General features: G+C 66.5%; 12 protein-coding genes and 1 pseudogene. 9 read left to right on the top strand and 4 right to left on the bottom strand.

Features of this window, described 5'->3' with window-relative positions; genetic code table 11:
* Window positions 1-10 precede the first annotated feature (10 nt).
* Window positions 11-691, top strand: a complete 681-nt coding sequence (locus FV230_RS06455) for a L,D-transpeptidase (protein ID WP_246694762.1) — start codon at window positions 11-13, stop codon at window positions 689-691.
* Window positions 692-749: 58 nt separating this feature from the next.
* On the opposite strand, the gene glpX is transcribed toward FV230_RS06455, so the two are convergent.
* The 3 genes from glpX to FV230_RS06440 form a co-directional block, all read right to left on the bottom strand.
* Window positions 750-1745 carry a class II fructose-bisphosphatase gene (gene glpX / locus FV230_RS06450; RefSeq protein WP_147841721.1) on the bottom strand — a complete coding sequence of 332 codons (996 nt, stop codon included), beginning with the start codon at window positions 1743-1745 and terminating at the stop codon, window positions 750-752.
* A gap of 147 nt (window positions 1746-1892) precedes the next feature.
* Complete coding sequence (locus tag FV230_RS06445; RefSeq protein ID WP_147841720.1) at window positions 1893-3215, bottom strand: homoserine dehydrogenase; 1323 nt, start codon at window positions 3213-3215, stop codon at window positions 1893-1895.
* 169 nt (window positions 3216-3384) lie between these two features.
* Complete coding sequence (locus FV230_RS06440; RefSeq protein ID WP_147841719.1) at window positions 3385-4065, bottom strand: ceramidase domain-containing protein; 681 nt, start codon at window positions 4063-4065, stop codon at window positions 3385-3387.
* A gap of 101 nt (window positions 4066-4166) precedes the next feature.
* Here FV230_RS06440 and xth point away from each other — a divergent pair, with 101 nt between their 5' ends.
* Together xth and FV230_RS06430 are read left to right on the top strand one after the other, a co-directional pair.
* Window positions 4167-4961: an exodeoxyribonuclease III gene (xth, locus tag FV230_RS06435; protein WP_147841718.1), complete on the top strand. Its 795-nt coding sequence runs from the start codon at window positions 4167-4169 to the stop codon at window positions 4959-4961.
* A 138-nt stretch (window positions 4962-5099) separates the two neighbouring features.
* Window positions 5100-6611 carry a DUF2252 domain-containing protein gene (locus FV230_RS06430; protein ID WP_147841717.1) on the top strand — a complete coding sequence of 504 codons (1512 nt, stop codon included), beginning with the start codon at window positions 5100-5102 and terminating at the stop codon, window positions 6609-6611.
* A 187-nt stretch (window positions 6612-6798) separates the two neighbouring features.
* On the opposite strand, the gene FV230_RS06425 is transcribed toward FV230_RS06430, so the two are convergent.
* The gene (locus FV230_RS06425; protein ID WP_147725969.1) at window positions 6799-7713 is read right to left on the bottom strand and encodes a manganese catalase family protein; all 915 of its coding nucleotides are present in this window, start codon (window positions 7711-7713) and stop codon (window positions 6799-6801) included.
* A gap of 160 nt (window positions 7714-7873) precedes the next feature.
* Here FV230_RS06425 and FV230_RS06420 point away from each other — a divergent pair, with 160 nt between their 5' ends.
* The 6 genes and pseudogenes from FV230_RS06420 to FV230_RS06380 all read left to right on the top strand — a co-directional run bounded on the left by FV230_RS06420 (window position 7874) and on the right by FV230_RS06380 (window position 12299).
* Window positions 7874-8275, top strand: a complete 402-nt coding sequence (locus FV230_RS06420) for an STAS/SEC14 domain-containing protein (RefSeq protein ID WP_187275410.1) — start codon at window positions 7874-7876, stop codon at window positions 8273-8275.
* 146 nt (window positions 8276-8421) lie between these two features.
* The gene (locus FV230_RS06415; protein ID WP_147725990.1) at window positions 8422-8667 is read left to right on the top strand and encodes a hypothetical protein; all 246 of its coding nucleotides are present in this window, start codon (window positions 8422-8424) and stop codon (window positions 8665-8667) included.
* Between the two features lie 824 nt (window positions 8668-9491).
* A complete protein-coding gene (locus tag FV230_RS06400; RefSeq protein ID WP_147725971.1) occupies window positions 9492-9791 on the top strand; it encodes a hypothetical protein in 300 nt (99 codons plus the stop codon).
* A 64-nt stretch (window positions 9792-9855) separates the two neighbouring features.
* Window positions 9856-10155 (top strand): hypothetical protein, encoded by a 300-nt coding sequence (locus tag FV230_RS06395; protein WP_147841715.1) that lies wholly within the window; start codon window positions 9856-9858, stop codon window positions 10153-10155.
* A 296-nt stretch (window positions 10156-10451) separates the two neighbouring features.
* Window positions 10452-11562, top strand: a pseudogene (locus FV230_RS31200) (methyl-accepting chemotaxis protein).
* Window positions 11563-11933: 371 nt separating this feature from the next.
* A complete protein-coding gene (locus FV230_RS06380) occupies window positions 11934-12299 on the top strand; it encodes a hypothetical protein (RefSeq protein ID WP_147841712.1) in 366 nt (121 codons plus the stop codon).
* Window positions 12300-12373: the final 74 nt, after the last annotated feature.

Raw genomic sequence — 12373 nt, 5'->3', positions numbered from 1 at the left:
GCCCGAGACGCTGGCCGAGAGCCCGGCCGACGCGCCCGCCGCGCCGCTCACCGTCGGGCCGAAGCCCGGCGCCAACCAGCTCTCCCCGGCCATGGCCGCCGCGATCAACCGGCCGATCGACAACGGCCCGATCAGCTACGACAAGGCCTATGCCGCGATCGCCGACGACGCGTTCCCGGTGGCGGCGTTCAACTGGAAGAAGACCAACCCGGCGTTCCTGCGCCAGGAGATCGCCTATACCGGGCCCTACGAGCCCGGCACGATCATCGTCGACCCGCGGGCGCACCAGCTCACCCTCGTCCAGGCCGACGGCCGGGCGCGGCGCTACGGCGTCGGCGTGGGCAAGCAGGGCTTCTCGTGGTCGGGCACCGCCACGGTGAACCTGAAGCAGGCCTGGCCCGACTGGTACCCGCCCAAGGAGATGATCGCCCGGACGCCGCACCTCGCCCGCGAGGTCGACACGCTGCCGAGCGGCGTCGGCGTTCCCGGCGGCAACCGCAACCCGCTCGGCGCCCGGGCCATGTACCTGTGGCAGGGCAACAAGGACACGCTGTTCCGCATCCACGGCACCCTCGATCCGAACTCGATCGGCAAGAGCGTCTCGTCGGGCTGCATCCGCATGATCAATCAGGATGCGATCGATCTGTTCAGCCGCGTCAACGTCGGCACCAAGGTCGTCGTCCTGAACTGAGCGGGGAACGACCGCGCCGTCCGCAGGGGGAGACTCCGCGGACGGCGTTCGCGCATGCTCAGTCGACGTTGCGCTCCGTGCGGCGGTGCTCGCCGAGGATGCGCCGTACCGTGCCCGTGGCCGAGCGGTAGACCACGGTCTCGGTCTCGATCACGCCGGGCCTGAAGCGCACGCCGCGCAGCAGCGCGCCGTCGGTGACGCCGGTCGCCGCCACGATGACGTCGCCCCGGGCGAGGTCGGTGAGCTCGTATTTCCGGTTCGGGTCGCCGATGCCCATGTCCTGCGCCCGCCGGCGCTTCTCGGGCGTGTCGAGGATCAGCCGGCCCTGCATCTGGCCGCCGATGCAGCGCAGCGCGCCGGCCGCGATCACGCCCTCGGGCGCCGCGCCGGTCCCGAGATAGATGTCGACGCCGGTCTCGTGGGGCGAGTTGGTGAAGATGATGCCGGCGATGTCGCCGTCCGAGATCAGGCGGACCCCGGCGCCCGCAGCGCGGATCGCGGCGACGAGGTCGGCGTGGCGCGGTCGGTCGAGGACGATCGCCACGATCTGCGAGGCCGGCACGCCCTTGGCGCGGGCGAGCGCAGCGATGTTGTCGGCGGGGCTGGCGTCGAGGTCGACGATCCCCGGCGGATAGCCCGGGCCGATCGCGATCTTCTGCATGTAGACGTCGGGGGCGGCGAGGAGCGAGCCGCGCTCGGCCATCGCCATGATCGCGATGGCGCCGGGCATGTCCTTGGCGCACAGCGTCGTGCCCTCCAGCGGATCGACCGCGAGGTCGACGCGCGGCCCGCCGCCGCTGCCGAGGCGCTCGCCGATGAACAGCATCGGCGCCTGGTCGCGCTCGCCCTCGCCGATCACCACGGTGCCGTCGATCGGCAGCGCGTTGAGCTCGGCCCGCATCGCGTCGACGGCGGCCTGGTCGGCGGCCTTCTCGTTGCCCTGCCCACGCAGGGCCGCCGCGGCGATGGCCGCGCGTTCGGTCACGCGCGCGAGTTCGAGGGTGAGCGTGCGCGCGACGACGCTCCGCGAGCCCTGCATGAGCGCCTCGTCCATCGTTTCCCAAGCCCTTCCCGCGGCCCGAACGTTTTCGGTGCCCTGCTCCTACAGCTTAGCGCAGGCAGGATGCACGAAAATAACTCAGGTTTCCGAATTTCCAGCGAAGAGGAACGATAGTGCTTATCCTTCGAGCGCCGAGGAGGCTTATTCCCGCTCGATCCGGATGAGCTGCGGCGCCTCGGCCAGCAGCCCGTCGGCGGCGATGGCGTCGAGCGCCGCGCGGATGTTGCCCTCCGTCGCGGCGTAGGTGATCAGCACCAGCGGCACCGGCTGCCCGGAGCGCCCGTGCGGATCGCTCTCCGCCGTCTCCCCGGTGCGGCGCTGCAGGATGCTCTCCAATGAGATCTCGCGCTCGGCCATGCGGGTGGCCACGCCCGCCGCGACGCCGGGCCGGTTGTGGACCGTGAGGCGGATGTAATAGCCGCCCTCGTGGCGCTGCATCTCGACCCGCTCGGCGGGGCGCAGCTGCGCGGTCGGGCAGCCGAAGGTCGGGCGGGTCAGGCCGGCGGCGAGGTCGGCGATGTCGGCGACGACCGCCGACGCCGTGGCCTCGCCGCCGGCGCCCGGGCCGATCAGGGTCAGCTCGCCGACGGCGTCCGCGTCGATCGTCACCGCGTTCGTCACGCCCATCACCTGGGCGATGCTGGAGGATTTCGGCACCATGGTCGGGTGCACGCGCTGCTCGATCCCGGCCTCCGTCGCCTGCGCGACGCCGAGCAGCTTGATCCGGTAGCCGAGCTCCTCGGCCATCAGCAGGTCCAGCGGCTTCACGCCGGAGATGCCCTCGACCGAGACGCCCTCGGCGTCGATCGCGGTGCCGAAGGCGAGGCTCGTCAGGATCGCGAGCTTGTGGGCGGTGTCGAAGCCCTCGACGTCGAAGGTCGGGTCGGCCTCGGCGTAGCCCAGCGCCTGCGCGTCCTTGAGGCAGGCCTCGAAGGTCAGGCCCTCGCGCTCCATCCGGGTGAGGATGTAGTTGCAGGTGCCGTTCATGATCCCGTAGACGCGGCTCACCGCGTTGCCGGCCAACCCCTCGCGCAGCGCCTTGATCACCGGGATGCCGCCGGCGACCGCCGCCTCGTAGGCCAGGGCCACGCCCGCGGTCTCGGCGGACGTCGCCAGCGCCGCGCCGTGCAGGGCGAGCAGCGCCTTGTTCGCGGTGACGACCGGCTTGCCGGCGGCGAGCGCCGCCTCGACGACCGCCTTGGCCGGCCCTTCCGAACCGCCGATCAGCTCGACCACGCAGTCGACCTCGGCCGAGCGCGCCATCTGCACCGGGTCGTCGAACCAGTGCAGCCCGGCGACGTCGAACCCGCGGTCGCGCGTCCGGTCGCGGGAGGAGACCGCGACGACGCGGATGTCGCGGCCGGTGGCGGCGGCGAGCGCCGACGAGCGGCGCGCGATCATGCGGACGACGGCGGCACCGACCGTGCCGAGACCGGCGACACCGAGGCGGAAGCTCTGGGACATGCTGGTTTTCGTAGCCTTCTGCCCTGCGCCGTCGGCGGCCTGTCGGCCAGCGCGGACGGGCGCGGGGTACGCCGCGCGCCCCATCGGCTGCGGCGGCGTCCTTCTGCCTCGATTTGCCGGGAGGCGCAAGAAATCGGCCGGTCGCGCGGTCGTCTCCGGGCGCCCCCCGTCACCGGCGGCGCGACGCCGCCCGATGCCGCACGGCGGCGACGACCAGGCCGCAGAGGATGCCGGCATTCAGCAGGTGCCAGAGGAAGTGGGTGCCGACGGGCACGCGCGCGCAGACGCTGCGGTCCATCGTGCGCAGGGCGAGCGAGACGCCGAACAGGAGCGCCAGCGCAACGAGCCGCTCGCCGGTCGGCGACGGGTCGCCGAGCCATCGCAGCCCGAGCGCGACGCCGAGGAGCGCCAGCACGGCCGGCAGGTAGTCGACCGAGCCGTTGGTGAGGGTCTCGACCGAGCGCCCGGCGGCGGCATCGAGGGCGGGGACGAGCCCGAAGCCGAAGCCCGCGAACGCCAGGGTCGCCGCCGCCGCCGCCACGAGCCCGAATCGCAGGAACCGCACCATCGCCAGGAAGAAGTAGGCGTGGATGAACACGGCGATCGGCACCACGTCGGCGAGCATCGCCCAGCGCACGGCGAGGGTGTGGAACAGGAAGGATCCGACGCCGACGATTGCCGTCAGGAGCGCGAGAGCGGCGGCGGGCCGATCGTCCACCGTGCGGGCACGCCGGAACGCGACGGTGCCGGCGACGAGGAAGGCGGCGTTGGAGACGGCATTGACCGGCTCGGCCCAGAACGCCGGGCTCCCGCGCTCGCAATAGCCGGCGATCGGCTCGAACCAGTCCACCGGCGACCTCGTTGCGGGACGGACGACGATGCGTCCGGCCTTCCGCTTGTCAGGGCGGTGCGAAGGCCCGATGACGGGCTCCGCTCTCCAGGACGCCAGCGATGCGCATCACCACGTGGAACGTCAATTCGATCAAGCAGCGGGTCGGGCACCTGCTCGCCTTCCTCGACGAGGCCAAGCCGGACGTGGTCTGCCTGCAGGAGCTGAAGTGCCAGGAGGAGGCGTTTCCGCGCGCCGAGATCGAGGCTGCGGGCTACGCCGTCGAGGCCGTGGGCCAGAAGGCCTATAACGGGGTCGCGCTGCTGGTGCGCGCGCCGCTGACCTACGATCCGGAGACCGTTCTGCGCGCGCTTCCGGGCGACGCCGAGGACGAGCAGTCCCGCTACGTCGAGGCGCTAGTCGCCGGGGACGGCGTCGCGCCGGTTCGGGTGGCCTCGATCTACCTGCCGAACGGCAACCCGGTGGCGAGCCCGAAATACCCCTACAAGCTCGCCTTCCTCGAGCGCCTGCGCCTGCATGCCCGCGCGCGGATGCGCGAGGAGACCGCCCTGGTGCTGGCCGGCGACTACAACGTCATTCCCGAGCCGGAGGATGCGGCCGAGCCCGCGGCCTGGGCCGACGACGCGCTCTACCTGCCCACGACGCGCGCGGCGTTCCGGTCGCTCCTCGCCGAAGGGCTGACCGACGCGGTCCGCGCCTGCGACCCGCGCCCCAGCCTCTACAGCTTCTGGGACTACCAGGCTGCCGCCTGGTCGCGAAACTTCGGCATCCGCATCGACCACCTGCTGCTCTCGCCCCAGGCCGCCGACCGCCTGGTCGCGGCCTCGGTGCAGAAGCACCTGCGCGGATTGGAGAAACCCTCGGACCACGTGCCCGTGACGGTGGAGCTGACGTGAAGGCCGGATCGGCCCGGCGTCCGATATCGTAACCCTTCCGCGCTACGCCCCACGGATTCGATGGCGACATAATCCCCGCCGCCGCAACGAACTTATGCGGTCAAGGTTGTCCCCGGTCGATCGGAGTCGCAGGCAGCCATGGAACGACCGAACCCCATCCACGGCGAGGACGCGTCCGCCGGCGCCGAGACCGGCCAGGACCACGCGGCCGCGGACGAGGCCGCCGAAGCCGGCGTCCTACAGCCGCTGGCCGACTACCCGCACATCGATCTCCGCGCCGGCGGCGAGCCCTGGGACAAGCGCCGCGCCGCCGGCAAGCGCCTGCGCGAGGTGGTGGACCATGCAGCTCACGCCGCCCTCGACCTGCCCGCCGACCGGCCCGATCCGGTCGACCTGATCGCGGGCGCTCACGAGGGCCGGCAGCCCGAGCTGGTGCCGCTGCGCGTCGCCCGCATGGCGAGCTCGCCCTTCGCCTTCCTGCGCGGGGCGGCCCACGTCATGGCCTGGGATCTCGCGCACAGCCCGCGCAGCGAGATCATGGTGGTGATGAACGGCGACGCGCACATCTCGAATTTCGGCCTGTTCGGGACGCCGCAGGGCGACGTCGTGCTCGATCTCAACGATTTCGACGAGGTCACGATCGGCCCCTGGGAGTGGGACCTGAAGCGCCTCGTCGCCAGCATCGAGGTCGCGGCCCGCGAGGACGGGGTGCCTGCCGACCAGCGCCGGCAGGCGGTGATGGCCGCCGTCGGCGGCTACCAGCACACGATGCTGGACCTCGCGCCGCAGGGGTCCCTCGACGTCTGGCAGCAGGCCACCCGCGCCGACGAGCTCGATTTCTCCGGCGTCCGCATCGACGAGGCGTCCCAGGCCGTCGTACGCAAGGCGGTGGAGAAGGCGCGCAAGAAGAACAACCAGAGCCTGCTCGCCCGCGTCGGCGAGCGCCGCGTCGACGGAGGCTGGCGCTTCCGCGAGGACGCCCCGATCCTCACGCGCGTCGACGACGACACCCGCGAGTCGGTGATCACCGGGCTCGAGCACTACGCCGAGACGCTGCCGCGCGAGCGCCGGTTCATGCTGAGCCGCTACCACGTGGTCGACGTCGCCCACCGCGTCGTCGGGGTCGGCAGCGTCGGGACCCGCGCCTACGTGGCGCTGCTCTGCGGCAACTCGGACCAGGACGTGCTCTTCCTGCAGGTGAAGGAGGCGGTGCGCCCGGCCCATGCCCCCTACCTGCCCGGCATGCCGGAGCCCTATGCCAGCCACGAGGGCGAGCGGGTGATCTACGGCCAGCGCCTGCTCCAGGGCGTCGGCGACCCGCTGCTCGGCTGGACCACGATCGCCGACCGCCCGTTCTACGTGCGGCAGATGAAGAACATGAAGGGCGAGATCCCGGTCTCTCGCATGACAGGTCGATCTCTCCTCTACTTTTGCCACGCCTATGGGGCTCTGTTGGCCAAGGCTCATGCGCGGACAGGGGATGCCGCAGCAATTACAGGCTACTGCGGGCATGATGGCCGTGTTGACCTACGGGAAGCCGTAGCTGATTGGTCTGCTGCCTACGGCGATCGAAACGCTGAGGACTATAAAACTTTTCAGGACGCCATTGCATCGAGACGGCTTGAGGCAGCGGACGACCCGCATCTTTGATGTTTCTTGAGCTTAGATATGCGCGCTACGTTGATGAAAGTGCAGCGATTTATGATCGCGGATCTATCTGCTGATTAAGTACAAGCCATTCATGCCCTCTTTGCAGGAAGACGCACAGACGAAGGGCCAGCAAGAGTGAACGTGTGTTGCCCAGCGTGATCTACACCACGCTGGGCGGTTCGTAGGCTCAGCGGCCCTTCTGGTAGAGCTTGCTCGCGATCTCGAAGATTTCCTCAGGGGCGTAATCCGGCGCGAAGGCGCCGTAGTTGCCGTCGAGTTCCGGGATCTTGCCGCCCTCAGGCGCTCCGTCAACGACTTCGAGGTTGCCCGGCGGGTCGCCCGGCAGCGCGACCTCGTCGTTCGACCAGACCCCCGCGGCCTCGGCGTAGTCGTCCGGGCTGAAGGTGTAGAGCCGGCGGTGTTTGCCCTCGTCGAGGTACTTCTGACACTCAGGGATGCGAGAGAGGTCGATATTCGGGGTCGGGAGCATCTTCTCAAGCTCGACGCCAGTCAGCTTCTTGATCGCCAGGGCGTAGGCGTGGGCGTGCAGCGACCCACGCACTAGCAGGTAGCCGCAGACCTCGCGGCCCGTCGGCTCGGTCATCGTCTCATAGACGCGCAGCTTGTGGATGCGGGCACCGCATTCCAAGTGGAAGTTGTGCAGTAGGTCGATGATCAAGTTTCCGGTCGTGGTGACCATATTCATGTTCCACGAAGCAGCGTTCGCGTTCATCGGCATCGCGCCACCGCCGTTCGACAGGAAGCTGCCGGCCAGCCGCACGTCCTTCATATCAGCGAAAGGTGCCTTGGATATGTCCACGTCTTTCGTCGGATTACCCGGACCATTGTTCAGCATTGAGATGCCGGTCGAGACCAGCTCAACGTGCCCGAGTTCTTCGGCAAAAATGCTCGATACGAGGCTGTAGAATGGCCGTAGCTTGGTCTTGTTGCGGAAGTTGAAGCTCTGGAACATGTAGTTTCCGAGTGTGGACATCTCACCGTACTTGCCGCCGAGCAGTTCCTGTAGGGCAGCCGCTGCGTTCGGCTCGGGCTTCTTCGCCTCCGGCAGATCGGTCAGCAGCTTGTCGATCTTCATGAACATGGTGGCTGGTTCCCTTGCCGTATGATGGCTGAGGGCTACTTCCCGCGTCCCCGAACGTTCCACAACCCGTGCCAGGGGCGTGGTCTCATCGTTCTGGATCAAAATGGGTCATCGTGCCGTTTCATCCGCTTGCAGGCCGCGTCGAACCTGGGAGGAACGCATGAACGCAGCACCGGACGGCTCAGTCATCCAGCGTGAGGCACCGCGTCCCGACCTTCTTGCCTTTGAGATCAAGGATAAGATCACCAAGCCCGACATCGAGTGGATGTCCTCCGTGACCGATGCAGCCATGCAGGCGCACGGGAAGATCGACATGCTCATCATCATGTCGAACTACGAAGGCTCGGATCTGGGTGCGACCTTCGACGGCTATGCGGCGAGCGTGAAGGCACGCTCAGTGGCGCATATCCAGCGCTACGTCGTCGTCGGTGCACCGACCATGGCGAAGGCGATGATCAACCTCTCGGGGATGATCATGCCGGTGGAGACTAAGACCTTCGACCTTGAGGACGAGCCGGCCGCGTGGGCTTGGCTCGCGCAGGCTCAAACCGCTGCATCCTGATACGCACGAGGTCGTTGGATCGGCGTAGAGGAACCGGCGCCCGACGGCGGTCTTGAAGGGAGCAAGCGCTCCCCGAGCGCAACCATGGGGCATCTGGTGTGGTTCTCGCTTTAGACCCGGATCACCGGGTGTCTCGGGAGAACCTGATGTTGGTACGTTTTGGGATCGGCATCGTGCTTGCCGCGTTCGCAGCGAGCACGACCATGGCCGCTCCGGTGTCCCCCGAGGATAAGGCCGCCATGCAGCTGCTCTGCGCTGGCGATTTCGCGACCTTATGCACCGGTTTGCCGCCTGAGGACGGCCCTGAGACGCGTGCCTGCTTCAACAGGAACATGTCCAAGCTCTCGCCTGGATGCCGGAACGCCATCGACACTTACCAGAAGAAGGGCTGAGGGCGCTGCATTAGCGAACGCCTTGCCGAGGCGTCGGGGGTATCGCTTCCGACGATTAAACGTCTGGAAGCTGCGCCCGGCGCTCTATCGGCCCATGGCCCTACGATCGCAGCTATCCAGCGCGCGTTCGAAGGTAAGGGTCTAGAGTTCATTACCGAGAACGGCGGGGGCGCTGGCATCCGCTTCCGGGAGCGGAAGGATGGGACGCGAGGCGAGCATTGAGAGAGCGTGGTGTGCCCCTCCCCGCCGCTCGGCTTCTGGCCCGTGCACAGGCGGCGTCCTATTGCGGCTTGTCAGTGTCAGCCTTCGGAACTCGGTGTTCGGTTGATCCAATTGATTTTGGCGACAAGCGCCTGGAGCGATTTGACCGTCAGGATCTAGACGGGTGGATTGACGCTCTCGAAGCTCCTACGTCTGGAGTGAAGAGCGTTGCTGAGGCGCTGGCGGAGTGGAGACGGACCAACAGCGTTCCGCGTTCTCCGCTAGGCGCCCGGAACTGTCAGCCGAAGAACGGGGTCGGCGCCGGCATCCGGTTCCGGGAGCGGAGGGCGCCGTGAGGGGACCAGCCCGGAAGGACAAGCTAATTCCGAGCCTGCACTACACCCTGACCCTTCTGACCCAAGGGCCGCGGTTCTACAGCACCTCGATGCACAGGCTCGTTCAGCTCGAAAAGCGTGGGTACGCGGTGTTAACTGGGGCCACTGCCGCTGATGGGTCGCGGGAGTGGGAGATCACTGAAGCCGGTCGCATCGCATTGCAGGCCTGTACCGAGAATGATGCTCTATGATTAGTAGGACCGCTACCCGGCTTCGGGATCGTGAGACATGACCTCCTCGCCTGAGCGCCTATCTGAGGTCTCCCGCCTCGCCGGCCTCCTCGCCGATCAGGTGCTGGACGCACAAATCATGAGTCGGCCAATTCTTGACCAGCATATCCGAGCGCTTTTGGATGCCGCTCTCCTGCTCGACGAGCACAGCATCCCGCTACCGGCCTTACTGATGCAGATCGTTCACGAGATCGACAAAGACACAGGCCGGATGGCGGCTGCAGAGGAGGTCGAGCAAGCTGAGGTGAAGGGGATGGCCTGGCTGCTTCGACCCTTCCAAGGGCGGAAAGAACCCTAGTGGCGCAGGTCCGGAACCATCGTGCTGAGATGGGCTTCCTCCCAGCAATACGATTGGAGGAAGCATGACCAAGCTTGCAACCCTTTCAGGCGCAGCCGCCATTCTGATGCTGACGGCCGGCGCCTCCTTCGCCGCCCCGTGCGCAGTGGGAACCACCACCAACATGGAAGGCAAGTCGTCCTCGGCCGACAAGAGCTCGATGACCGACGGCACCACGACTGCCAAGACGACCCCCGGCGCCAAGGCCGAGTCTCCCGGAACGGTTGGCGCGCTGAACAACGTTGGCGCCGGCACCAAGCCTGTGGATGGTGAAAAGAAGCCCGCTGAGGGTCAGGTGGTGAAGCCGGGCAGCAACGACTGCTGAAGCTCCGGCCAGACGCCTACGCCGCAATTTGATGGCCCTGCGGCTTTTGGCTTGCGGGGCCATTTTCATGAGCCGCCCCCGATATGATTCTAAAAAATGGGGCCCGACACTGGTTCCGAGAATGGAAGGGGTCAACCTCAGAAGGTTAAGCAAACCTCTATCAATTCACAGCTATCACCTCCTGCCGACGATCCAATAACGCCAACGCGATAACGCGCCCAAACCTGTTTTCGATTGTCAGAACTTATTAACCATAGCCCTGCATTCTAAATGCAGCCGCGAAAGTTGATAATCCGATGAACACGCATCCTAAAGTTGTAGGATCTGGTCCAACGACAGGTGGCGTCTCGGCTAGTCTCGATCCCACATTGGCAGCGATTGCGAGCCTCACTTCCGAGGTCAATCAGATCGCCGGCGACAAGACGCGCCGGATCCAGCAGATCACTGCGCAGGTTAGGATCCTCGCGCTCAACGCGCTCATCGAGGCTGCACGTGCTGGTGAACAAGGACGGGTCTTTTCCGTCGTTGCGCAGGAAGTTCGGTCAATTGGGGCTGAGATCGATGGTGTGGCTCGTGAACTCAAGGCTCACTTGTCGGGGCGGATCGGCATGCTGCAGGAGGCCGTCGAAGGTATGGCGCAGAAGGCCGAGGCCGAGCGCCTAACCGACCTAGCTTTGAACGCCGTCGAACTGATCGACCGGAACCTCTATGAACGGACCTGCGACGTGCGCTGGTGGGCGACCGATGCCGCCGTCGTCGATTGCGCGGCAAGCCCGGGTGAGGCATCCGCCGCCTACGCCTGCGAACGCCTGCGAACGCCTGGGCGTCATCCTGTCAGCCTATACCGTCTACCTCGATCTCTGGCTTTGCGACCGGAACGGCGTCGTCATCGCTAATGGCAGACCCGATCGATACTCGGGTGTGTGCGGTCATAGCGTAGCCGGCGAGCCTTGGTTTCAGAACGCCATCGCGCTGCGCAGTGGTGACGACTACGTCAGAGCGAACGTACGCCGTGAGAACCGCCTCGGTGGGGCTCAGGTCGCCACCTACGCGGCCGGCGTGCGTGAAGGCGGCCGAGCGCATGGGCCGGTGCTTGGCGTGCTCGGCATCCACTTCGACTGGGAGCCCCAGGCCCGTGCAATCGTGGAAGGGGTGCGCGTCGCTCCGGCGGACCGTGCAAGAACCCGCGTCCTGCTCGTCGATACCAACCGCCGTGTCCTTGCAGCGTCTGACGGCCAAGGTGTCCTCACCGAAGTGCTACCGCTGGATCTGAAGGGCCAAACCAACGGAATTGTCCGAGACAGCCAGACGGGCACCGTTACAGCCTTCCACCGGACGCCAGGTTATGAGACCTACCTTGGCCTAGGCTGGTACGGCTTGATCGTTCAGCGAAAGGCGGAGCGTTAGCCTGTTTGGTTGTTAGCAAGCATACACTCTGAAATCGCTCCAGAAAGGACTGGACGCGACCTGTCCGGTTCATATCCGGAGCAGCCGGCGATGGCCGCCAAAAAATCGAAACTCCTTCGCCTTATCCCGGGTACGCCGGCAATGGGCTTTACGATCCTGAGACAGGCGCTTACCTCACGCTGGATGATCTCAGGCGCTTAGAGCTGTAAAGCTGCAAGGTTTCCGTGCGAGATACGGAAACCGGTCAGTACATCACCGATGAATTAATCTCGGCTGGCGCCTCGCACTGATTTCTAGGGCAGCGGTAGGGTTCGACATCTTTCGTTAACCGCCTGCCGTCACCGTGCTCGCATCTAGCCGCAGGTGCCGTCGTGAACCGAGCGTACCCGATCACCATCGATGATCCGGCTGCAGACTGCACCGTCGCCTCAGAGGTGCAGGGGTGGATCATCGCGTCCGAAGCCAAGATGCTGCCCAGCCTCTTGGAAGGCATCCGCGAGGCGACCCGCGCGCGGGTTGCGGTCTACCTCTACAGCCGCAGTCACACCCACGAGCTTGGTATCCGCATCGCTGCGGCTTGTGAGCGGCAGATGCTGCAACGCTTGCCGGGCCTTGTCGGGGATGCACTCCACGACCTTTCGCGGAAACCCTACGCTGCAGCCTCGTTCGCCACGCGCCCGGTGTCGTCGAAAGGGATCAGCTTGGGTGGGTCGTATCAAGCGGGTACGCAGGCTTAATGCCCCATTGGTAAAGGCACAGCCCTGAAGCACAATCGTCCGAACACAATTATACTAGTCTAAGAGCGTCTTTC

Origin of the sequence: Methylobacterium sp. WL6 (genome assembly GCF_008040095.1) — a bacterium.
GTDB lineage: Bacteria > Pseudomonadota > Alphaproteobacteria > Rhizobiales > Beijerinckiaceae > Methylobacterium.
Note: the sequence above shows the minus strand (reverse complement) of the source record. Positions and strands in the feature narration are given on the sequence as shown.

What these genes read in the sequence shown, in the direction of transcription:
- glpX (WP_147841721.1), bottom strand. Translation starts at nt 1,745, where the DNA reads ATGGACGAGGCGCTCATGCAGGGCTCGCGGAGCGTCGTCGCGCGCACG.
- FV230_RS06445 (WP_147841720.1), bottom strand. Translation starts at nt 3,215, where the DNA reads ATGTCCCAGAGCTTCCGCCTCGGTGTCGCCGGTCTCGGCACGGTCGGT.
- xth (WP_147841718.1), top strand. Translation starts at nt 4,167, where the DNA reads ATGCGCATCACCACGTGGAACGTCAATTCGATCAAGCAGCGGGTCGGG.
- FV230_RS06430 (WP_147841717.1), top strand. Translation starts at nt 5,100, where the DNA reads ATGGAACGACCGAACCCCATCCACGGCGAGGACGCGTCCGCCGGCGCC.
- FV230_RS06425 (WP_147725969.1), bottom strand. Translation starts at nt 7,713, where the DNA reads ATGTTCATGAAGATCGACAAGCTGCTGACCGATCTGCCGGAGGCGAAG.
- FV230_RS06420 (WP_187275410.1), top strand. Translation starts at nt 7,874, where the DNA reads ATGAACGCAGCACCGGACGGCTCAGTCATCCAGCGTGAGGCACCGCGT.
- FV230_RS06415 (WP_147725990.1), top strand. Translation starts at nt 8,422, where the DNA reads ATGTTGGTACGTTTTGGGATCGGCATCGTGCTTGCCGCGTTCGCAGCG.
- FV230_RS06400 (WP_147725971.1), top strand. Translation starts at nt 9,492, where the DNA reads ATGACCTCCTCGCCTGAGCGCCTATCTGAGGTCTCCCGCCTCGCCGGC.
- FV230_RS06395 (WP_147841715.1), top strand. Translation starts at nt 9,856, where the DNA reads ATGACCAAGCTTGCAACCCTTTCAGGCGCAGCCGCCATTCTGATGCTG.